We start from the raw sequence: 15,010 nt of genomic DNA, 5'->3' as shown, positions 1-15,010 counted from the left end.
CCCTCACATAAGCCGCTCGGATACCCCTATGAGCGGTTAAATTCAGCATTAATATCATGAAACGAACAAAAGTTCTTATATTTAAACTGGAGAAGCAACTATGACGAACATCATAGCCAAATCAGGGGGCCTCAGCTGGCCATCCGATAAGGTCAGCACGGTACCCTATGGCCTGTATACCGACCAGCACCAGTACCTGCTGGAGCATGAAAAAGTATTCAAAGGGCCCACATGGAATTACCTGTGCCTTGACGCGGAATTGCCCGAGAATGGCACCTATAAGGTCAGTCGTATAGGTGAAACACCGATTGTGGTGACACGGGACCCGGAAGGCAATCTTCATGCATTTGTAAACCGTTGCGCTCACCGCGGTGCGCTACTTTGCCTGAAGCCTGAAGGTAAGGCCGAGGAAATCACCTGTGTGTACCATGCGTGGAGCTACAGCTTGAAGGGCGAACTTAAAAGCGTAGCCTTCCAGCGCGGTTTGAAGCGACAGGGTGGTATGCCAAAGGAGTTCGACAAGAGTCAGCACAACTTGCGTCGCTTGCGCGTGGTCGAGTTTTCAGGCTTGATCTTCGGATCCTTTTCTGAAGACGCACCAGACATTGAAGATTACTTGGGACCAGAGATTGCTCAGCGCATCCGCCGGGTGTTGAACCGCCCGATCCGAATTCTCGGTCAGAATGTCCAGGTGCTGAACAACAACTGGAAGTTGTACATTGAAAACGCCAAAGATAGCTACCACGCCAGTATCTTGCATACTTTCTTCACGACGTTCGAAATTAACCGGCTGAACCAGAAAGGCGGCATTGTGGTAGACGAATCAGGAGGCAACCACGTGTCTTACTCCAAGATTGATTCGACTCTGTCCAATGAAGATTACACCAAGCAGAACGTGCGCTCTAGCAAGGATGACTACCGATTAGCGGATCCGAGTCTGCTGGATAGTGTCGACGAATATGGGGACGGTGTGACTCTGCAGATTCTGACCGTGTTTCCGGGGTTGGTGCTGCAGCAGATCCAGAATGCCATTGCCGTGCGCCAAATTGTACCGACGGGGGTACAGACGACAGAACTTGGCTGGACCTACATCGGTTTTGAGGACGATGACGAAGCTATGGTCGAACGACGCCTCAAACAGGCAAACCTGGCAGGACCGGCGGGCTTTATCTCTATGGAAGACGGTGCAGTAGGCAATTTCGTCCAGCGGGCCATCGAGGGCACTAGCGAAGACGAAAGCGTGGTGTTGATGGGTGGCGAGACTGCCGAAAGTCAGCCTTTTCGGGTAACTGAAACATCCGTTCGCGGTTTCTGGAAGAAGTATCGCACATTAATTGAAGGCAAGGTGCCAAACGCCTGAAACTAGGAGGAGATTTTTGATGAATCAGACACAACGTGAACGCATCGAGGCCTTATATGCAGACTACGTGGCGGCCATAGACGAGGACCGGCTCGAGGAGTGGCCGGCATTTTTTAAAGAGCATTGCCTATATCGCATTACTAACCGACGGGACTTCGATCGAGGTCTCAAGCACGGCGCCATGTGGGCAAACTCTCTCGGTATGCTTAAAGATAGAATCTCGGCCCTGCGTGAGGCGAACATTTACGAAGACCATACCTATAGGCATATCACCAGTGCGTTTCGGGTATTGGAAAGCAATGAGCAGGAAGCTTGGGTAAATGCCAATTTTTTGGTTATCCGAACTATGCAGAACGGGGACATGTCTCTGTTTGCGGCCGGCACCTATCAGGACCATATCGTATTTGAAGGTAACGATACATATCTGGCTGAACGCATTGTGATTTGTGATAGCCAAAAGCTCGACACGCTGCTAGCGATCCCGCTTTGATCTGGAGGTAAACCGTGAGCACGGAGAGATCAAAGAGTAAGCCCCGGATTGCACTACCATTGGGAGACCCGGCGGGAATCGGTCCGGAAATCGTGTTAAAAGTCCTGGCAGACGTCGAAATGCGCCAGTTGGTAGACTTTCATGTGGTCGGCGAGGCGGCGGCACTGAAACCGCATATCAAGGCTGCCGGAATCAACGTCGATATCAGCGAGGACGCCATCACGATCGCTGGTTTCCCCCCGGTACAGCTTCATACAGTGAGTCAGCTGGGCATTGGCAAATGGGGCCTGGGCGAGATCAGTGCTTTAACAGGCCGAGCCTGTTATGAGTATGCTCGAGCTGCCATCCGGCTGGCCATCGAGGGCTCTGTTGACGCTGTGGTAGCAGCACCTCATACGGAAGTGTCGGTGCATGAGGCGGGAATCAATTTTAGTGGTTACCCCGGCCTGGTAGCTTTGGAAACAGGCACACCATTGAATCAGACGTTTCTGATGCTGATGTCCCCTGTATACAGGGTAGTGCATGTCACCCTCCACGAGTCTTTGTCATCGGCTTTGGGGCGGCTGACTGAGGATCGAATTCTAAACGCACTAGTAGCCACTCGGGAAGCCTTGACAGGTTTGGGGATACCAGAAGGACGTATTGCGGTATGCGGAATAAATCCACACGCCGGTGAAAACGGGGCCATGGGTTTCGAAGATCAGGTTGTCGTCGAGCCTGCTGTGGTCCGAGCAAAGGCCCTGGGCGTGAATGCCTTCGGCCCTTACTCGGCTGACGCGCTCTTCGCTGACCGAGAATACGACGCATATCTTGCCATGTACCACGATCAAGGGCATATCCCTGTCAAGGCCGTATCTCCACGCCAGGCCAGTGCCATCACCATTGGCACCCCTCTCCTGTTCGGCTCCGTTGCTCATGGCAGCGCTTTGGATATTGCCGGCATTGGCAAAGCCAACCCGGAGGCTCTAAAACAGGCCATACGCAACCTAACTCCATAGGTGCGTAGAGAAAACTCGACCTTGAGCCCTGAAAAGTAACTGCGTAGATTTATGCATCAGGATAAGATAATGGTCTGGACGGATTTTCTCGCAGTACTGCCCTGGATCGCACTTGTCTTTGCCGCCTCCGGCGCAGTTAAAGGCATTTCCGGTTTCGGCATGCCCTATGTGGCCATGCCGGGCATGATCATCGGACTTCAGGTGCCGGTGACCCAGGCCATGGGCTGGGTTCTTGTATCCGGCTTCGCCACTAATATCGTGCAGTTGATTCAGCATCGGCGGGAATGGCCGGTATTGGGTCGGCTCTGGCCTCTGCTCGTCTCATTATTGGTAACCATGGCAATTTCGGTCCAGTTTCTATCCTACTTGGACGGCGATGCCTTGTTAATGCTGGTGGGTGGCATGACGATGATCACCATACTGTCGCAATGGTGGGGAAAATGGACCATTTCGCCCGGTCGATTCGAGAAGCCAGTTTTGGTGGCCAGCGGGTTCTTCTCTGGGCTGTTCGGGGGGATGACCTCATTCTATGGATTTCCTTCTCTTCAGGTACTACTGGCGTCAGGGATTCAACGCGAGACGTTTGTGTTCATGGCCAGCCTAATCTTACTGAGTGGGGGGCTGGTCCTGGGCTCCGGCCTAGGAATGCAAGGGTTGATGAATCAGATAGATTTGTTGATATCCTTGCTAATGCTAATTCCTGCGGTGGGTGGCTTGTACTTAGGGCAATTCATCCAGCGCAGGCTCAGCCCTCGCGGATTCAATGCTGTGCTGACGGTGACCATTTTAGGGATGGGGTTTAGTATGTTTTTGCGCGGGCTTTCAGCGCTTTAGGCGACTGCCAACCATCACAAGCCTTGGTGGGTACGACGGGCCGCACATATGGGCCTTCGACGGCATACCATCAAAGATATTTCGAAGTTATTCATTAAGAGGAGAAATTAGCCATGACTTGGACAACCGTCTGTAAGACCGACCAAATAGAGGAAGATATCCCTTATTCCGCAAAGCTCGAAAGCAAGGAGATTGGCATTTACCTCCTGAACGGCGAATATTACGCGCTAGAGGATGTATGCCCACATGCCTACGCTTTACTTTCTGAAGGCTTTGTAGAAGATGGGCAAGTGGAATGCCCGCTCCATGAAGCACTTTTTGACATAAAAACCGGTAAATGCCTGCGAGGGCCGGCTGAGCGGGATATCAAAGTGCTTCCTCTGCGTATCACCGATGGTGAAATTCAACTGAACACAGCTGAAGTGAATGAGCTATAAGCACTCGACAGTGCCGTTATCCAAAAGCTTGGAATGCAGGAACGATCGACCTTCCACTTACTCAGTCGAGACAAGACTTAGTCACTGCCTAAGCCGACGAACCCTATGAGGTAAAACCAAAGCGGTGGGAGCACTGTATTTGGAGGCTTCTAAACGGTAGAAAGCGGATCAGGTGCTGAACAGGACCTGCTTTATGTCTTCAGAGGCAGGTGATCTTGTACCTCGAGGCTTTAAAATTCAATAAAGAGGCGGAATCATGACTAACGCAGGTATTGAACACATCGTTGTGGTCGGCGGGGGCCAGGCGGCGGGCGTCGCATGCCAGACACTACGAGCGGAAGGTTTTCAAGGTACCCTCAGCGTAGTGGCCAACGAGCCTTATGACTTCTACGAACGTCCACCGTTGTCCAAAGCCGCTTTGACCGATGCCGATTCAAGTCTGCCTCAAATTTTCAGCGCTGAACGTCAGGCTAACTTGGACATCAGCTGGCATCGGCCCCTGACAGCTAAAAAACTAGACCCGAAAGCGCACGAACTAACGCTCAGTGATGGCCACGTGTTGCACTATGACCGGCTATTGCTCGCTACGGGCAGTAGAGCGCGGGTGCCGGATGAGCAATGGCTCAATCTGCCGGGCGTTGTTACGCTGCGTAATTGGGAAGATGCAAAAAAGCTCAGGCAGCGGCTTCATCGAACAAAACGGCTTGCGATGATTGGTGGTGGCTGGATTGGTCTAGAAGTCGCTGCAAGCGCATGCGCTCTAGGTGTATCTGTTGATGTGCTGGAACGACAAGGTCGATTGTGCGAGCGTAGTATTGGGCCGGAAGTTAGTGATGAACTGCAGGCTCTCCACAAACAGCATGGAGTAAGCCTAACTCTAAACTGTAAAGATCTGAAGCTAGAAACCGCGGGCTCGCAACAGGTGCGTGTTGTTGTTCCAAATATGGTGAATGCGCTTTTTGACACCGTAGTTGTGAGCACAGGGGTGCTATTTAACGTTGAGCTGGCTCATCAGGCAGGTCTGAAAGTCGGACAGGGCATCATCGTGGATGCCTTTGGTCAGACCAGCGAGCCAGATATCTACGCAGCCGGCGATGTCGCGCAGCATCCGGTTTTGGGCGTCTGCCCTCAATCATGGTCTTATGCACAGTATCAGTCGGCCTGCACAGCCAAATCTATGCTTGGCGCCCCAACCGCTTACGACGAAGCGCCTTGGCTTTGGTCTGACCAGTATGACGTCAATATACAGATTCTAGGAACCTGGAACTCTCAGTTGCAGTGTGTTGTGCGGCGGGAATCCAAGAGTGTAGTGTTCTTCTATCTTGATGAAAAACACCGCCTCGCCCATATGGTTGCATTTAACCAACCTCGAGCCATCAAACTGGGCAAGCGATGGTTACAGAATCAGCGTTGGCTGAAACCAGAAGAACTCTCGGATCCACAGTTCAAGCTGATGAGTTTGAAGTAGTGCTGAATCCCTGACTTGAACTGGCGAAAACCACATTAAGATCATGGCGCTGTACAGCGATCACGCCACCAGTGAGCAGTTCCACAGCGAGTTCAAGATGGAGCGACTGCCGTCCGGCAAGTTCGACACCAACAACCTGGTCATGGCCTTCGCAACGATGGGGTACCACGTGTTGCGCTGGATGGGCCTGAGACTGACCGGCCCGGATGCGCCGGTGCGCCATCGTGCCAAGCGTCGCCGCCTGAGAACCGTGATGCAGGAAATCATGACAGTGGCTTGCCGCCTGGTGCACAGCGGTCGGCAGTGGATCATTTGGCCGACACTGTCCGGGCTTTACGGTGTACCGCGACCTTTATCGGGGCCTTGCTTCCTCCGGATTAAGCCGACTTCAAAACTATAAAAGAGTGGGCATCCCCTGGCATGGCATGCCGGGCCATCCAGCTATGGTCTGGACGCCGCCAACTGATTATCTATTGATCAACCCCCGACTATAAGTCACTTCCGCTCTGTGCTTCCTGGCCTAAGCAACCAGGATTTCACCGGGTTTCCGCCCATGTTGTCGCATAGGGTGGTCTGACGGGTATATTGGCAGGCGGAGTCACTGTGTATGGACTCCTCCTCTATTGCAAGCACTTTGTTTGATCGCGACTGAGGTACGACTGCCTACGTGTATCCGGTCTCTTTAATGATGCCGTATTGTAGGCATCGGACCCTGATGGGCTATCCGCGCACTGGCTCCCAATTGTTTCAACGAGCTTAAGGCTCATCGTGACTACGGGGTTTTCCAGTGCCGGTTCGACCTGTTCGCCATCAATCAAAGTGCCACGCAATCGTGGTGTTGGACGTTTCCTATACCGTTTCCAGTTGTTGCCCCCGCATACTCAGCACTCAAACTACCCGATCAAGCACCAGCCGCTGCAAGTTTTTCGTCATAGTCCTCTTCGCCATGAGCCAGTGCCCAGGCGATACGGGCTGTCTTGTTGGCCAATGCCACCGTCGCCACATTGAAATGCTTCCGAGAGGCAAGGCCTTTCAGCCAGTGACTGAGACCGTCGTCTTTACCATCAACATGACGCAACACGGCCCGGGCTCCGTGAACGAGCTGCTTGCGCAGGTAGCTGTCGCCTCGTTTGCTGATTCCCAGCAAGCGATCCCGACCTCCAGTGCTGTGCTGCTTGGGCGTTAAGCCCAGGGAAGCGGCAAAGTCACGCCCCCTGCGAAAGGCCTTTCCATCGCCCAGTGCACCCGACAAGGCACTGGCTGTCAGCGGCCCCACTCCACATAACGTCATCAAACGCTTGGCAACAGGGTTTTTCCTGACGCTTTCAACAATCCGGTCATCCAGGTATCGGAGGTCCTCAGCCAGCCCATTCAGAAGAGCCCGAAAACTATCGGTCAGCCCGTTCTCAGCATCTTCGAGCCAACCTGGCAAGGCCTGACGAAGCTGCTGGATGCCTACCGGAGCAATAATACCGTACTCGCCCACCAGTCCTCGTATCTGGTTGGCCTTGGCCGTGCGCTGCCCCACAAGCTCTTCCCGGATCCGATGTGCAGCCTGAATATCCTGCTGAGCGACCGTCTTTGGAGCGACAAATCGCATGTTCGGGCGGCTCATGGCTTCGCAGATTGCCTCCGCGTCTACCCGGTCGTTCTTGTTGCTCTTGACGTAAGGTTTGACAAATTGGGCGGCAATCAACCGAACATGATACCCCCGCTTCTGGAGTTCCCGAGCCCAGTGGTGTGATGACGCGCAAGCCTCCATGCCGATCTCGGCACCGGCGGGTACTTTACGGCTGAGGCCATCAAGCCATTTCTGCCGAGAGTATTTGCCCTGCCATTGCGTCTTACCGTGACGGTCTACGCCGTGCACTTGGAAAACTGATTTGGCAATATCAACACCGACACGGATAATGTTTACTTGGGCTTCTCCTCATCTTCATGATGGTTGACTAATCACTCACCATTTTGGCACGTAGATGCCGGTGAGGTGAGGAGGAGTCCATCCCATTGATTCAGGTTGCACGCAAACCATCTGATTCAGGTTGCACGCAAACCATCTGCAAGTGGCGCAAACGCTACAGTGAGCGAGGTATTGAGGGGCTTTATGATGCGCCGCGACCCGGTCAGCCACGAAAATTGGATGGCAAAACCGTCAAAAAGATATTAGATGACACGGCCCATAAAGTACCAAAAGAGGCCACACATTGGAGCATCAGTCTCATGGCGGAGCATGCCGGGGTGACACGCTGGCAAGTGCATCAGATCTGGAAAGCAGCAGATTTGAAGCCGCACCGGCTCAGAACGTTCAAGATAAGCAATGATCCCCACTTCGCTGAGAAAGTTTGTGATGTTGTCGGGCTGTATATGAACCCCCCCCCGGATAATGCACTGGTTCTGTCTGTTGACGAAAAGACCCAAATTCAGGCTCTTGATCGGACCCAGCCGAAATTGCAGCTTCGCCCGGGACAAGTTGAGCGACAGACACATGATTACAAGCGTCATGGCACAACCAGCCTGTACTCTGCATTCAATACCCTGACGGGTCAGGTGATCGGTCGAGTCACACAGCGCCACCGGGCCAGGGAGTTTTTAGACTTCTTGCGACAGATCGACCGGGAAACTCCGAAGGATCTGGACCTGCACTTGATTCTGGATAACAGCTCGACTCACAAGACCCCGGAGGTCAAAACCTGGCTGGCTAAGCATCCTCGCTTCAAACTGCATTTCACGCCTACAAGCGCATCGTGGCTGAATGCCGTTGAGGGGTGGTTTGGTCAACTGGAACGGCGCGCACTTTATCGAGGCATTTTCACCAGCGTTGGTGAATTGAAGTCAGCGATTAAAAGGTACATCAAGGTCCACAACGAAAAACTGGCCAAGCCGTTCCGGTGGCATAAAAGCGCCGAAGCTATTATGACATCGGTGGTGCGGGCAAAGCTGAGCTTAATTGACAATAAACGCGCGAATTAACCGAACGGGACACTGACAGCGAAGTGTATTTGGTCTCTCCAGAAAGATAAATTTCACAACCGATTCTCAAAAATCTATACCATTTTGATCAAATTGAAATAGCCCTCATCTGTTCCCTGAATGATACTGAAGGTGATGTATTCTTATTAATGCCAAAAACATTGAAGGTATAGTGAATATATCAATAAAATTATTGTTATTGCAAAAAAAGGAGGAAAATATAAATAACAAAAAACATCAAACATATTTTGATTTCTTTGCCCGTCCATTTATTTAAAGCTTTCCATAAAGTCAAAATCTTATTCAAATAATAAATTGATTAACCAAAAATAAAAGAGGACAATTTAAATGAGCTTTAATTTCATTAAAAAAAATATCACTATTTCTTTCGTTGCCCTATGTGCAGGGGGTACGTTCAATGCTCATGCTGCGGACTTCACGGCAAAGGATTTTGACCTTGAGGCCTTTGGCTTTGTTCGCCTGGATGCAGTTTATGATTTGGACGCTGACCTCGGGGACCCAAGCATAGTTAGATACGGTAGTATCAGGCGACCGGAATCGCCGAAGGTGTCTGATGGTAATGTTGAGATGACAGCTAATGTGAGTCGTCTTGGATTCAATATTAAGGGGCCGGGAGGTGTGACAGCCAAAATTTCCGGCGATTTCTTCCCTGGCTCTTTCCGCCTGCGCCATGGCTATTCAGTTTGGAATGGTTTCCTGATCGGCCAGACTTGGGCGAACTTCAACACGATGGTCGCCTCTGTCGGCCAGTTGAACTTCATCGGTCCTTCAGGTCGAGCAGGGTTCGACCGCAAGCCGCAGATTCGCTACACGACTAATGTCGGTGGAAATAAGCTTGCCGTTGCCCTTGAAGATCCAGATGGCCTGGTGTTTAACAAACAGACCTCCAATACAATGCCAGATCTTACGGGGCGCTTTCAAGGTAGTACTGGATCCTTTTTGTATTCGGTTAGTGCCACAGCTCGAAACGTTGAGTATATCGCCGATGGTAAAAATGAAAAGACCGCCACTGGCTATGGTGTAGCGCTAGCCGGTAGGTATACTTTGCCTACAGGGACGCAGCTAAAAGCCTCATATGTTTACGGTGACGGCATCGGCAATCAAATGAGCTCTTCCCCCGCGCCGGTGGCATTTGCTTCGCAAGATGGTAGCCTAGAAACTATTGAGCAAGTCGGCTTCGCTCTGGCCATTAGACAAACGTTTAGCAATCGCGTTGCAGGTAACTTAGGCTACGCTAGCTCCGAGGCGGATTGGGATGAAGCAGTAAGCGCCGGGAGCGTTGATCCTAAGGATGTCAATGAAAGCCGAAGCAGTATTTTTGCGAATATAACGTATGAACCGATAAAGAATTACATGCTGGGATTTGAGTTTTCACGCCATTCGGTTGAGTGGGCAGATGGCGAAGATGAGCAGAACAATCGCCTGCTATTCGTCAGTCAGTATGACTTCTAACCCCTAACGACTCACCCCTCATTGTTGGAGGGGTGAGTAGAATAATGAGCAAGAAGCACAAGCAGTACACGCATTATTCAAGTCCAAAGTCGCCCTGGCCGCTCTCAAGGTTGACCAGACCAAATCCGAAATCGCCGCCCGATTCCAGATCCACCCGACTATGGTCAGCACCTGGAAGCGCGAGCTGCTGGAGAATGCTTCGGACCTCTTCGAAGGTAAGAAAAAGTCCGGCAAGCAGTCCAACGAGCAGCCTGTCGGACTTAACCGCGCAGTGTCGAAGTGAGATAATCAATGCAACACGAGCCATAACCGGACTTCAATGATGGGACATTTTGTACTTGCTGATCGGGACACTGACTTCCTGCTTCCCCCTTCCATTCAGGATTGGTTGCCTGAGGAACACTTGGCCCGGTTCGTCGTTGAAGTGGTTGATCAGCTCGATCTGTCTGAGCTCACCCGGCAATATACCGGGCGCGGTTCGCGGGCCCATCATCCTGGCGTATTGCTCAGCTTGTTGATTTATGGATACGCGACCGGCGTCTTCTCCAGCCGCAAGATTGAACGCGCCACCCACGACTCGATTGCGTTCCGTTATCTGGCGGCCAACACGCATCCGGATCATGACACGATTGCCACCTTCCGCCGCCGCTTCCTTCCTCAGGTTGAGGCTCTGTTTGTCCAGGTTCTGCTGCTGGCGCGGGAAATGAATCTGGTGAAGCTGGGCCGGATCGCTCTGGATGGCACCAAGGTGAAAGCGAACGCCAGTAAGCACAAAGCGCTGTCCTACGCACATGCAAAAAGATCGAGGCGCAACTCAAGGCGGAAGTGAGCGCACTTGCCGCCCAAGCGGAGGCAGCAGATCAGGCGCCGGTGGTTGAGGGTATGGATATCCCCGCTGAGATCGCCCGGCGTGAAGCCCGGCTGGAAGCACTGGCGGAAGCGAAGCGGGCGATGGAGGCCCGAGCGCAAGAGCGCTTCGAACAGGAACAGGCCGACTACCAGCAAAAACAGGCTAAACGGCAGGCCCAGAGGGACGCCGGAAAAAAGCCTCGGGGCCGGGCGCCTAAGCCACCGCAGCCCGGCCCTCGGGATACCGATCAGGTGAATCTGACCGATGAAGAATCGCGAATCATGCCCGTCTCCGGCGGCGGCTTTGAGCAGTGTTACAACGCTCAGGCCGGGGTGGATACCGAGACGATGCTGGTGATCAGTACGCACATGACCCAGGCGACAAACGACAAACAACAGCTCGCTCCAGCAATCACCCGGATAGGAGCGTTGCCGCAGGCCCTGGGTACCGTGACGGATCTGCTGGCCGATACAGGGTACTTCAGCAAAGCCAACGCCCAGGCATGCAGGGAGAAAAACATCCGGCCGTCACTGGCGGTGGCGCGCGATCAACACCACTTATCCGTGTTTGATCGGTTCGCACCCGATGATCCGTCGCCCGTCACGGACGACCCGGTGACACAGATGAAACACCAGTTAACAACCCAATCCGGACGAGCACTGTATGCACTGCGAAAACAAACGGTGGAGCCCGTGTTCGGAATTATCAAACAGGTGATGGGCTTGAGACAGTTCTCGATGAGGGGGCTGGAGAAGGTTGCGGGCGAGTGGACGTTAGCCACGCTGGCGTGGAATGTGAAGCGGATGAGCGTGTTGAAAATGGCGCAGTGAGGGCCTTTTGTAGTGGTTCAATGATTCCGGACACCAACGTAGGTGGTAATATCGCCACCATAAGCGAGGTGTCTGATGACCAGGAAACGACGATCTTTTACGCCGGAGTTCAAACAGGAAGCTGCCTGCCTGGTGCTTGACCAGGGTTGCTCTGTTACCGAAGCCAGCCGCTCTTTGGATGTCGGTGAGAACGCCCTCAGGCGATGGGTAAAACAGCTCTCCGAAGAACGGGGTGGGGTTACACCCAAGTCCAAAGCGCTGACGCCGGAGCAGCAGCGGATACAGGAATTGGAAGCCCGTTGTGAACGCTTGGAACGGGAGAAGTCGATACTAAAAAAGGCACCGCTCTCTTAATGTCGGACGAGATGAATCGTACGCGCTGATAGACCAGTTGAGTGAGCAGGAGCCGGTTGAGATGGTCTGTAAAGCGTTTGAAGTATCGCGGTCCAGCTATTACGACTATCGCCGCAGGCGGTCCGTAGTAGATGCCAAGCGAGTGGTTCTGCGAGCCGATGTGAACCGGATCTTTCGCAAGAGCCGAAGCTCAGCGGGAAGCCGTATGATCACCACCATGCTTAATGATGAAGGCGTTGTGATAGGACGCTTCAAGTTCGCCGCCTCATGAGTGAGCTGGGGCTGATCTGCAAACAGCCTGGTCCACACGCTTACAAACAGGCCACTGTGGAAAGGCCAGACATTCCAAACCGGCTGAATCGTGAGTTCAGCGTCAGCCACCCAGACCAGGCGTGGTGCGGTGATATTACATATATATGGGCCGGTCAGCGATGGAGCTATCTGGCGGTTGTTCTCGACCTCTATGCCCGCCGAATAGTCGGCTGGGCGCTATCAGAACGGCCTGATGCTGAGTTGGTAGTGAAAGCACTGGATCATGCGTATGAGCAACGAGGAAAGCCCACCGGGGTTCTGTTCCACTCCGACCAGGGTAGTCAGTATGCCAGTCGATTATTCCGTCAGAGGCTCTGGCGTTACCGCATGGAGCAAAGCATGAGTCGCCGGGGAAATTGCTGGGACAATGCCCCGATGGAACGGGTCTTCAGAAGCTTGAAGAGCGAATGGGTCCCATCACTTGGATACCGCTCGATTCCCGACGCAAGGATATTGGTGATTATCTGATGGACTACTACAACCGGCAGCGCCCTCATACATTCAATGACGGCATGCCACCTGTGGTCGCGGAAGAAAAACTTAAAATACTGTCCGGGATTAGTTGACCACTACACTCCAGCTTAGTTGAAGTCACGGATTCAGGTGAATAACAAAACTGTTCAGGTAAACTCTTCGGTATCGATCTCAGCCTGTTGTTTACTGCTGTAACGCGGGCCGCAGACGGTGTTTTGGTTGATCAGAGAGTCCAGTTTGTTAACTGTATCGTTACTTAATTGTAGTGTATCCGCATTCAGGTTTTCCCGCATATGGCTCACGGAACGTGTGCCGGGGATGGGAACGATGAAATCGCCCTTCGACTTGATCCAGGCCAGGGCCAGTTGCGCTGGTGTGCAGCCGACGTCCCTGGCAATGGCGATATAGCCGTCCAGAAGTTCCAGATTTTTGTTGTAATTTCCCTTTTGGAATCGTGGCATGTTGTTGCGGATATCCTTCGCAACCAGGCTTTCCACGTCCCGCAGGGTGTTGGTGAGAAAACCGCGCGCCAGAGGGCTAAAAGCAACAAATCGCGTACCGCTGTCGCGACAGGCATCAAGAACGGCAATCTCGGCATTGCGTGACCAGAGTGAATACTCAGTCTGGACAGCGGCAATCGGATGCACGGCCTGGGCACGCCGGAGGGTTCTGGCAGACACTTCAGACAGACCGATTGCGCCAATTTTGCCTTCACTCACGAGGTTGGCGAGGGCGCCAATGCTTTCCTCGATTGGCACCTTTGGATCCAAACGGTGCAGGTAGTACAGATTAATGTGATCGGTCTGGAGGCGGCGCAGGCTGGTCTCGCACTGGGTACGCAAGGTTTCCGGGCGGCCATCGATTTCCTTCTTTCCGCTTTCCTGACCAATGGCCATGCCGCATTTGCTGGCGAGGAACAGTGACTGGCGATGCGCTTTCAAGGCCTTGCCAACCACTGTTTCATTGCGACCGCCGCCATAAAGCGTCGCGGTATCGAAATGGCGATACCCCATGTTGAACGCGTCCTGCAGTGCGCGAACAGCTTCGTCTTCTGACAACGGCGTTCCGTAAGCATGCGACAGGTTCATACAGCCAAGGCCAATGCCGGGCTGATCAAAATGATCTTTGAGCGTTCTGGTCATGTGGGGTCCCCTTCCGTTTTTCGATACACCTATGGCGGCGGGCCGGCAGCGATCAGCTGTCGGCTTCGAGGCACTGCTCCAGGCGGTGCAGCGTTTCCATTGCCGGGAGGCACTGGGCAACGCTGGCGTTCGGCTCGCGGCCTTCTTCAATGGCGGCGATGAATTCACGATCCTGCAGTTCGATGCCGTTGTTGGAGACGGCAACATCGCTCAGATCAATCTTGTTGCCATGGCCGTCAAGGAGGTCGTCGTAGCGCGCAATGTAGGTGCCGTTGTCGCAGATATAGCGGAAGAAGGTGCCGAACGGACCGTCATTATTGAAAGAAAGGGATAGAGTGCAGAGTGCGCCGCTGCCGGTCTTCATGCCGATGCTCATGTCCAGGGCGATGCCCAGATCCGGGTGGTGCGGGCCTTCCAGTGCCTGGACTTTGGTGGCGGACTCGCCGGTCTGATACTGGAACAGGTCAACGGTGTGGCAGGCGTGGTGCCACAGCAGATGGTCGGTCCAGGAGCGAGGTTGGCCCTTGGCGTTGGTGTTGGTACGGCGGAAGAAGTAGGTCTGCACGTCCATTTGTTGAATGTTCAGCTCACCGGCCTGGATCTTGTTGTGAATCCACTGGTGGCTCGGGTTGAAACGGCGAGTGTGGCCGGCCATGGCCACCAGACCGGATTTTTTCTGCGCTTCGACCAGCTTGCGGGAGTCTTCGATGTTGTCAGCCATCGGAATTTCGACCATGACGTGCTTGCCGGCTTCCAGGCACTGGATAGCCTGAGCCGCGTGCATCTGGGTCGGGGTGGCCAGAATAACACCATCGACATCGTCGCGGGCCAGTGATTCGGCCAGGTCGGTGGTGTAGTGAGGAACGCCCCGCTCTTCAGCGAATTCACGGATAACGTCAACCTTGGTGCCTACCACAGAGGTAACCGTTGCGTTCTCGATGGCTTCGATGGCGTCCATATGCTTCATGCCAAAGGCGCCGGAAGCGCCAGCTATACAGAGTCTCATGCCAAATTCTCC

General features: G+C 53.3%; 11 protein-coding genes and 4 pseudogenes. 11 read left to right on the top strand and 4 right to left on the bottom strand.

The annotated features are described in order from the left end of the window. The first annotated feature begins 100 nt into the window (after nt 1–100). From ACTRWH_RS00335 to ACTRWH_RS00305, 7 genes and pseudogenes are all read left to right on the top strand, one after another. Nucleotides 101–1,360, top strand: a complete 1,260-nt coding sequence (locus ACTRWH_RS00335; protein ID WP_286811837.1) for an aromatic ring-hydroxylating dioxygenase subunit alpha — start codon at nt 101–103, stop codon at nt 1,358–1,360. Between the two features lie 19 nt (nt 1,361–1,379). Beyond that, nucleotides 1,380–1,850, top strand: a complete 471-nt coding sequence (locus ACTRWH_RS00330; RefSeq protein ID WP_286811836.1) for an aromatic-ring-hydroxylating dioxygenase subunit beta — start codon at nt 1,380–1,382, stop codon at nt 1,848–1,850. Nucleotides 1,851–1,864: 14 nt separating this feature from the next. Then, nucleotides 1,865–2,848 carry a PdxA family dehydrogenase gene (locus tag ACTRWH_RS00325; protein ID WP_286811835.1) on the top strand — a complete coding sequence of 328 codons (984 nt, stop codon included), beginning with the start codon at nt 1,865–1,867 and terminating at the stop codon, nt 2,846–2,848. A gap of 69 nt (nt 2,849–2,917) precedes the next feature. Continuing rightward, nucleotides 2,918–3,682, top strand: coding sequence for a sulfite exporter TauE/SafE family protein (locus ACTRWH_RS00320; protein ID WP_286811834.1), 765 nt, complete (start codon nt 2,918–2,920; stop codon nt 3,680–3,682). Between the two features lie 113 nt (nt 3,683–3,795). Beyond that, nucleotides 3,796–4,119: a Rieske (2Fe-2S) protein gene (locus tag ACTRWH_RS00315; protein ID WP_286811833.1), complete on the top strand. Its 324-nt coding sequence runs from the start codon at nt 3,796–3,798 to the stop codon at nt 4,117–4,119. A gap of 256 nt (nt 4,120–4,375) precedes the next feature. Beyond that, nucleotides 4,376–5,587 carry an NAD(P)/FAD-dependent oxidoreductase gene (locus tag ACTRWH_RS00310; RefSeq protein ID WP_286811832.1) on the top strand — a complete coding sequence of 404 codons (1,212 nt, stop codon included), beginning with the start codon at nt 4,376–4,378 and terminating at the stop codon, nt 5,585–5,587. Nucleotides 5,588–5,624: 37 nt separating this feature from the next. Then, nucleotides 5,625–5,964, top strand: a pseudogene (locus ACTRWH_RS00305) (IS1380 family transposase); the annotation flags it as partial. 524 nt (nt 5,965–6,488) lie between these two features. Here the strand turns inward: ACTRWH_RS00305 and ACTRWH_RS00300 are convergent. Next, nucleotides 6,489–7,499, bottom strand: a complete 1,011-nt coding sequence (locus ACTRWH_RS00300; RefSeq protein ID WP_338355164.1) for an IS110 family RNA-guided transposase — start codon at nt 7,497–7,499, stop codon at nt 6,489–6,491. A 140-nt stretch (nt 7,500–7,639) separates the two neighbouring features. Between ACTRWH_RS00300 and ACTRWH_RS00295 the strand changes: the two are divergent. After that, nucleotides 7,640–8,557 (top strand): annotated as a pseudogene (locus ACTRWH_RS00295) (IS630 family transposase); the annotation flags it as partial. A 348-nt stretch (nt 8,558–8,905) separates the two neighbouring features. After that, a complete protein-coding gene (locus ACTRWH_RS00290; protein ID WP_338355147.1) occupies nt 8,906–10,030 on the top strand; it encodes a DcaP family trimeric outer membrane transporter in 1,125 nt (374 codons plus the stop codon). Nucleotides 10,031–10,103: 73 nt separating this feature from the next. On the opposite strand, the gene ACTRWH_RS00285 is transcribed toward ACTRWH_RS00290, so the two are convergent. Beyond that, nucleotides 10,104–10,337 carry a hypothetical protein gene (locus ACTRWH_RS00285; RefSeq protein WP_338355146.1) on the bottom strand — a complete coding sequence of 78 codons (234 nt, stop codon included), beginning with the start codon at nt 10,335–10,337 and terminating at the stop codon, nt 10,104–10,106. A 15-nt stretch (nt 10,338–10,352) separates the two neighbouring features. Between ACTRWH_RS00285 and ACTRWH_RS00280 the strand changes: the two are divergent. Continuing rightward, nucleotides 10,353–11,710 (top strand): annotated as a pseudogene (locus tag ACTRWH_RS00280) (IS1182 family transposase). Between the two features lie 75 nt (nt 11,711–11,785). Continuing rightward, nucleotides 11,786–12,942 (top strand): annotated as a pseudogene (locus ACTRWH_RS00275) (IS3 family transposase). 54 nt (nt 12,943–12,996) lie between these two features. Here ACTRWH_RS00275 and ACTRWH_RS00270 read toward each other — a convergent pair. Next, nucleotides 12,997–13,992, bottom strand: a complete 996-nt coding sequence (locus ACTRWH_RS00270) for an aldo/keto reductase (protein WP_286811193.1) — start codon at nt 13,990–13,992, stop codon at nt 12,997–12,999. Nucleotides 13,993–14,044: 52 nt separating this feature from the next. Further along, nucleotides 14,045–14,998 (bottom strand): Gfo/Idh/MocA family oxidoreductase, encoded by a 954-nt coding sequence (locus ACTRWH_RS00265; protein ID WP_286811192.1) that lies wholly within the window; start codon nt 14,996–14,998, stop codon nt 14,045–14,047. Between the last annotated feature and the right edge of the window lie 12 nt (nt 14,999–15,010).

The organism is Marinobacter sp. G5_S1_61_S3, assembly GCF_054968585.1.
This window is presented reverse-complemented; position numbering and strand designations above follow the sequence as displayed.

Bases quoted from the DNA above. Each gene is read 5' to 3' on its own strand.
- ACTRWH_RS00335 (WP_286811837.1), top strand. From the start codon at position 101: ATGACGAACATCATAGCCAAATCAGGGGGCCTCAGCTGGCCATCCGAT.
- ACTRWH_RS00330 (WP_286811836.1), top strand. From the start codon at position 1,380: ATGAATCAGACACAACGTGAACGCATCGAGGCCTTATATGCAGACTAC.
- ACTRWH_RS00320 (WP_286811834.1), top strand. From the start codon at position 2,918: ATGGTCTGGACGGATTTTCTCGCAGTACTGCCCTGGATCGCACTTGTC.
- ACTRWH_RS00315 (WP_286811833.1), top strand. From the start codon at position 3,796: ATGACTTGGACAACCGTCTGTAAGACCGACCAAATAGAGGAAGATATC.
- ACTRWH_RS00310 (WP_286811832.1), top strand. From the start codon at position 4,376: ATGACTAACGCAGGTATTGAACACATCGTTGTGGTCGGCGGGGGCCAG.
- ACTRWH_RS00290 (WP_338355147.1), top strand. From the start codon at position 8,906: ATGAGCTTTAATTTCATTAAAAAAAATATCACTATTTCTTTCGTTGCC.
- ACTRWH_RS00285 (WP_338355146.1), bottom strand. From the start codon at position 10,337: ATGGCTCGTGTTGCATTGATTATCTCACTTCGACACTGCGCGGTTAAG.
- ACTRWH_RS00270 (WP_286811193.1), bottom strand. From the start codon at position 13,992: ATGACCAGAACGCTCAAAGATCATTTTGATCAGCCCGGCATTGGCCTT.
- ACTRWH_RS00265 (WP_286811192.1), bottom strand. From the start codon at position 14,998: ATGAGACTCTGTATAGCTGGCGCTTCCGGCGCCTTTGGCATGAAGCAT.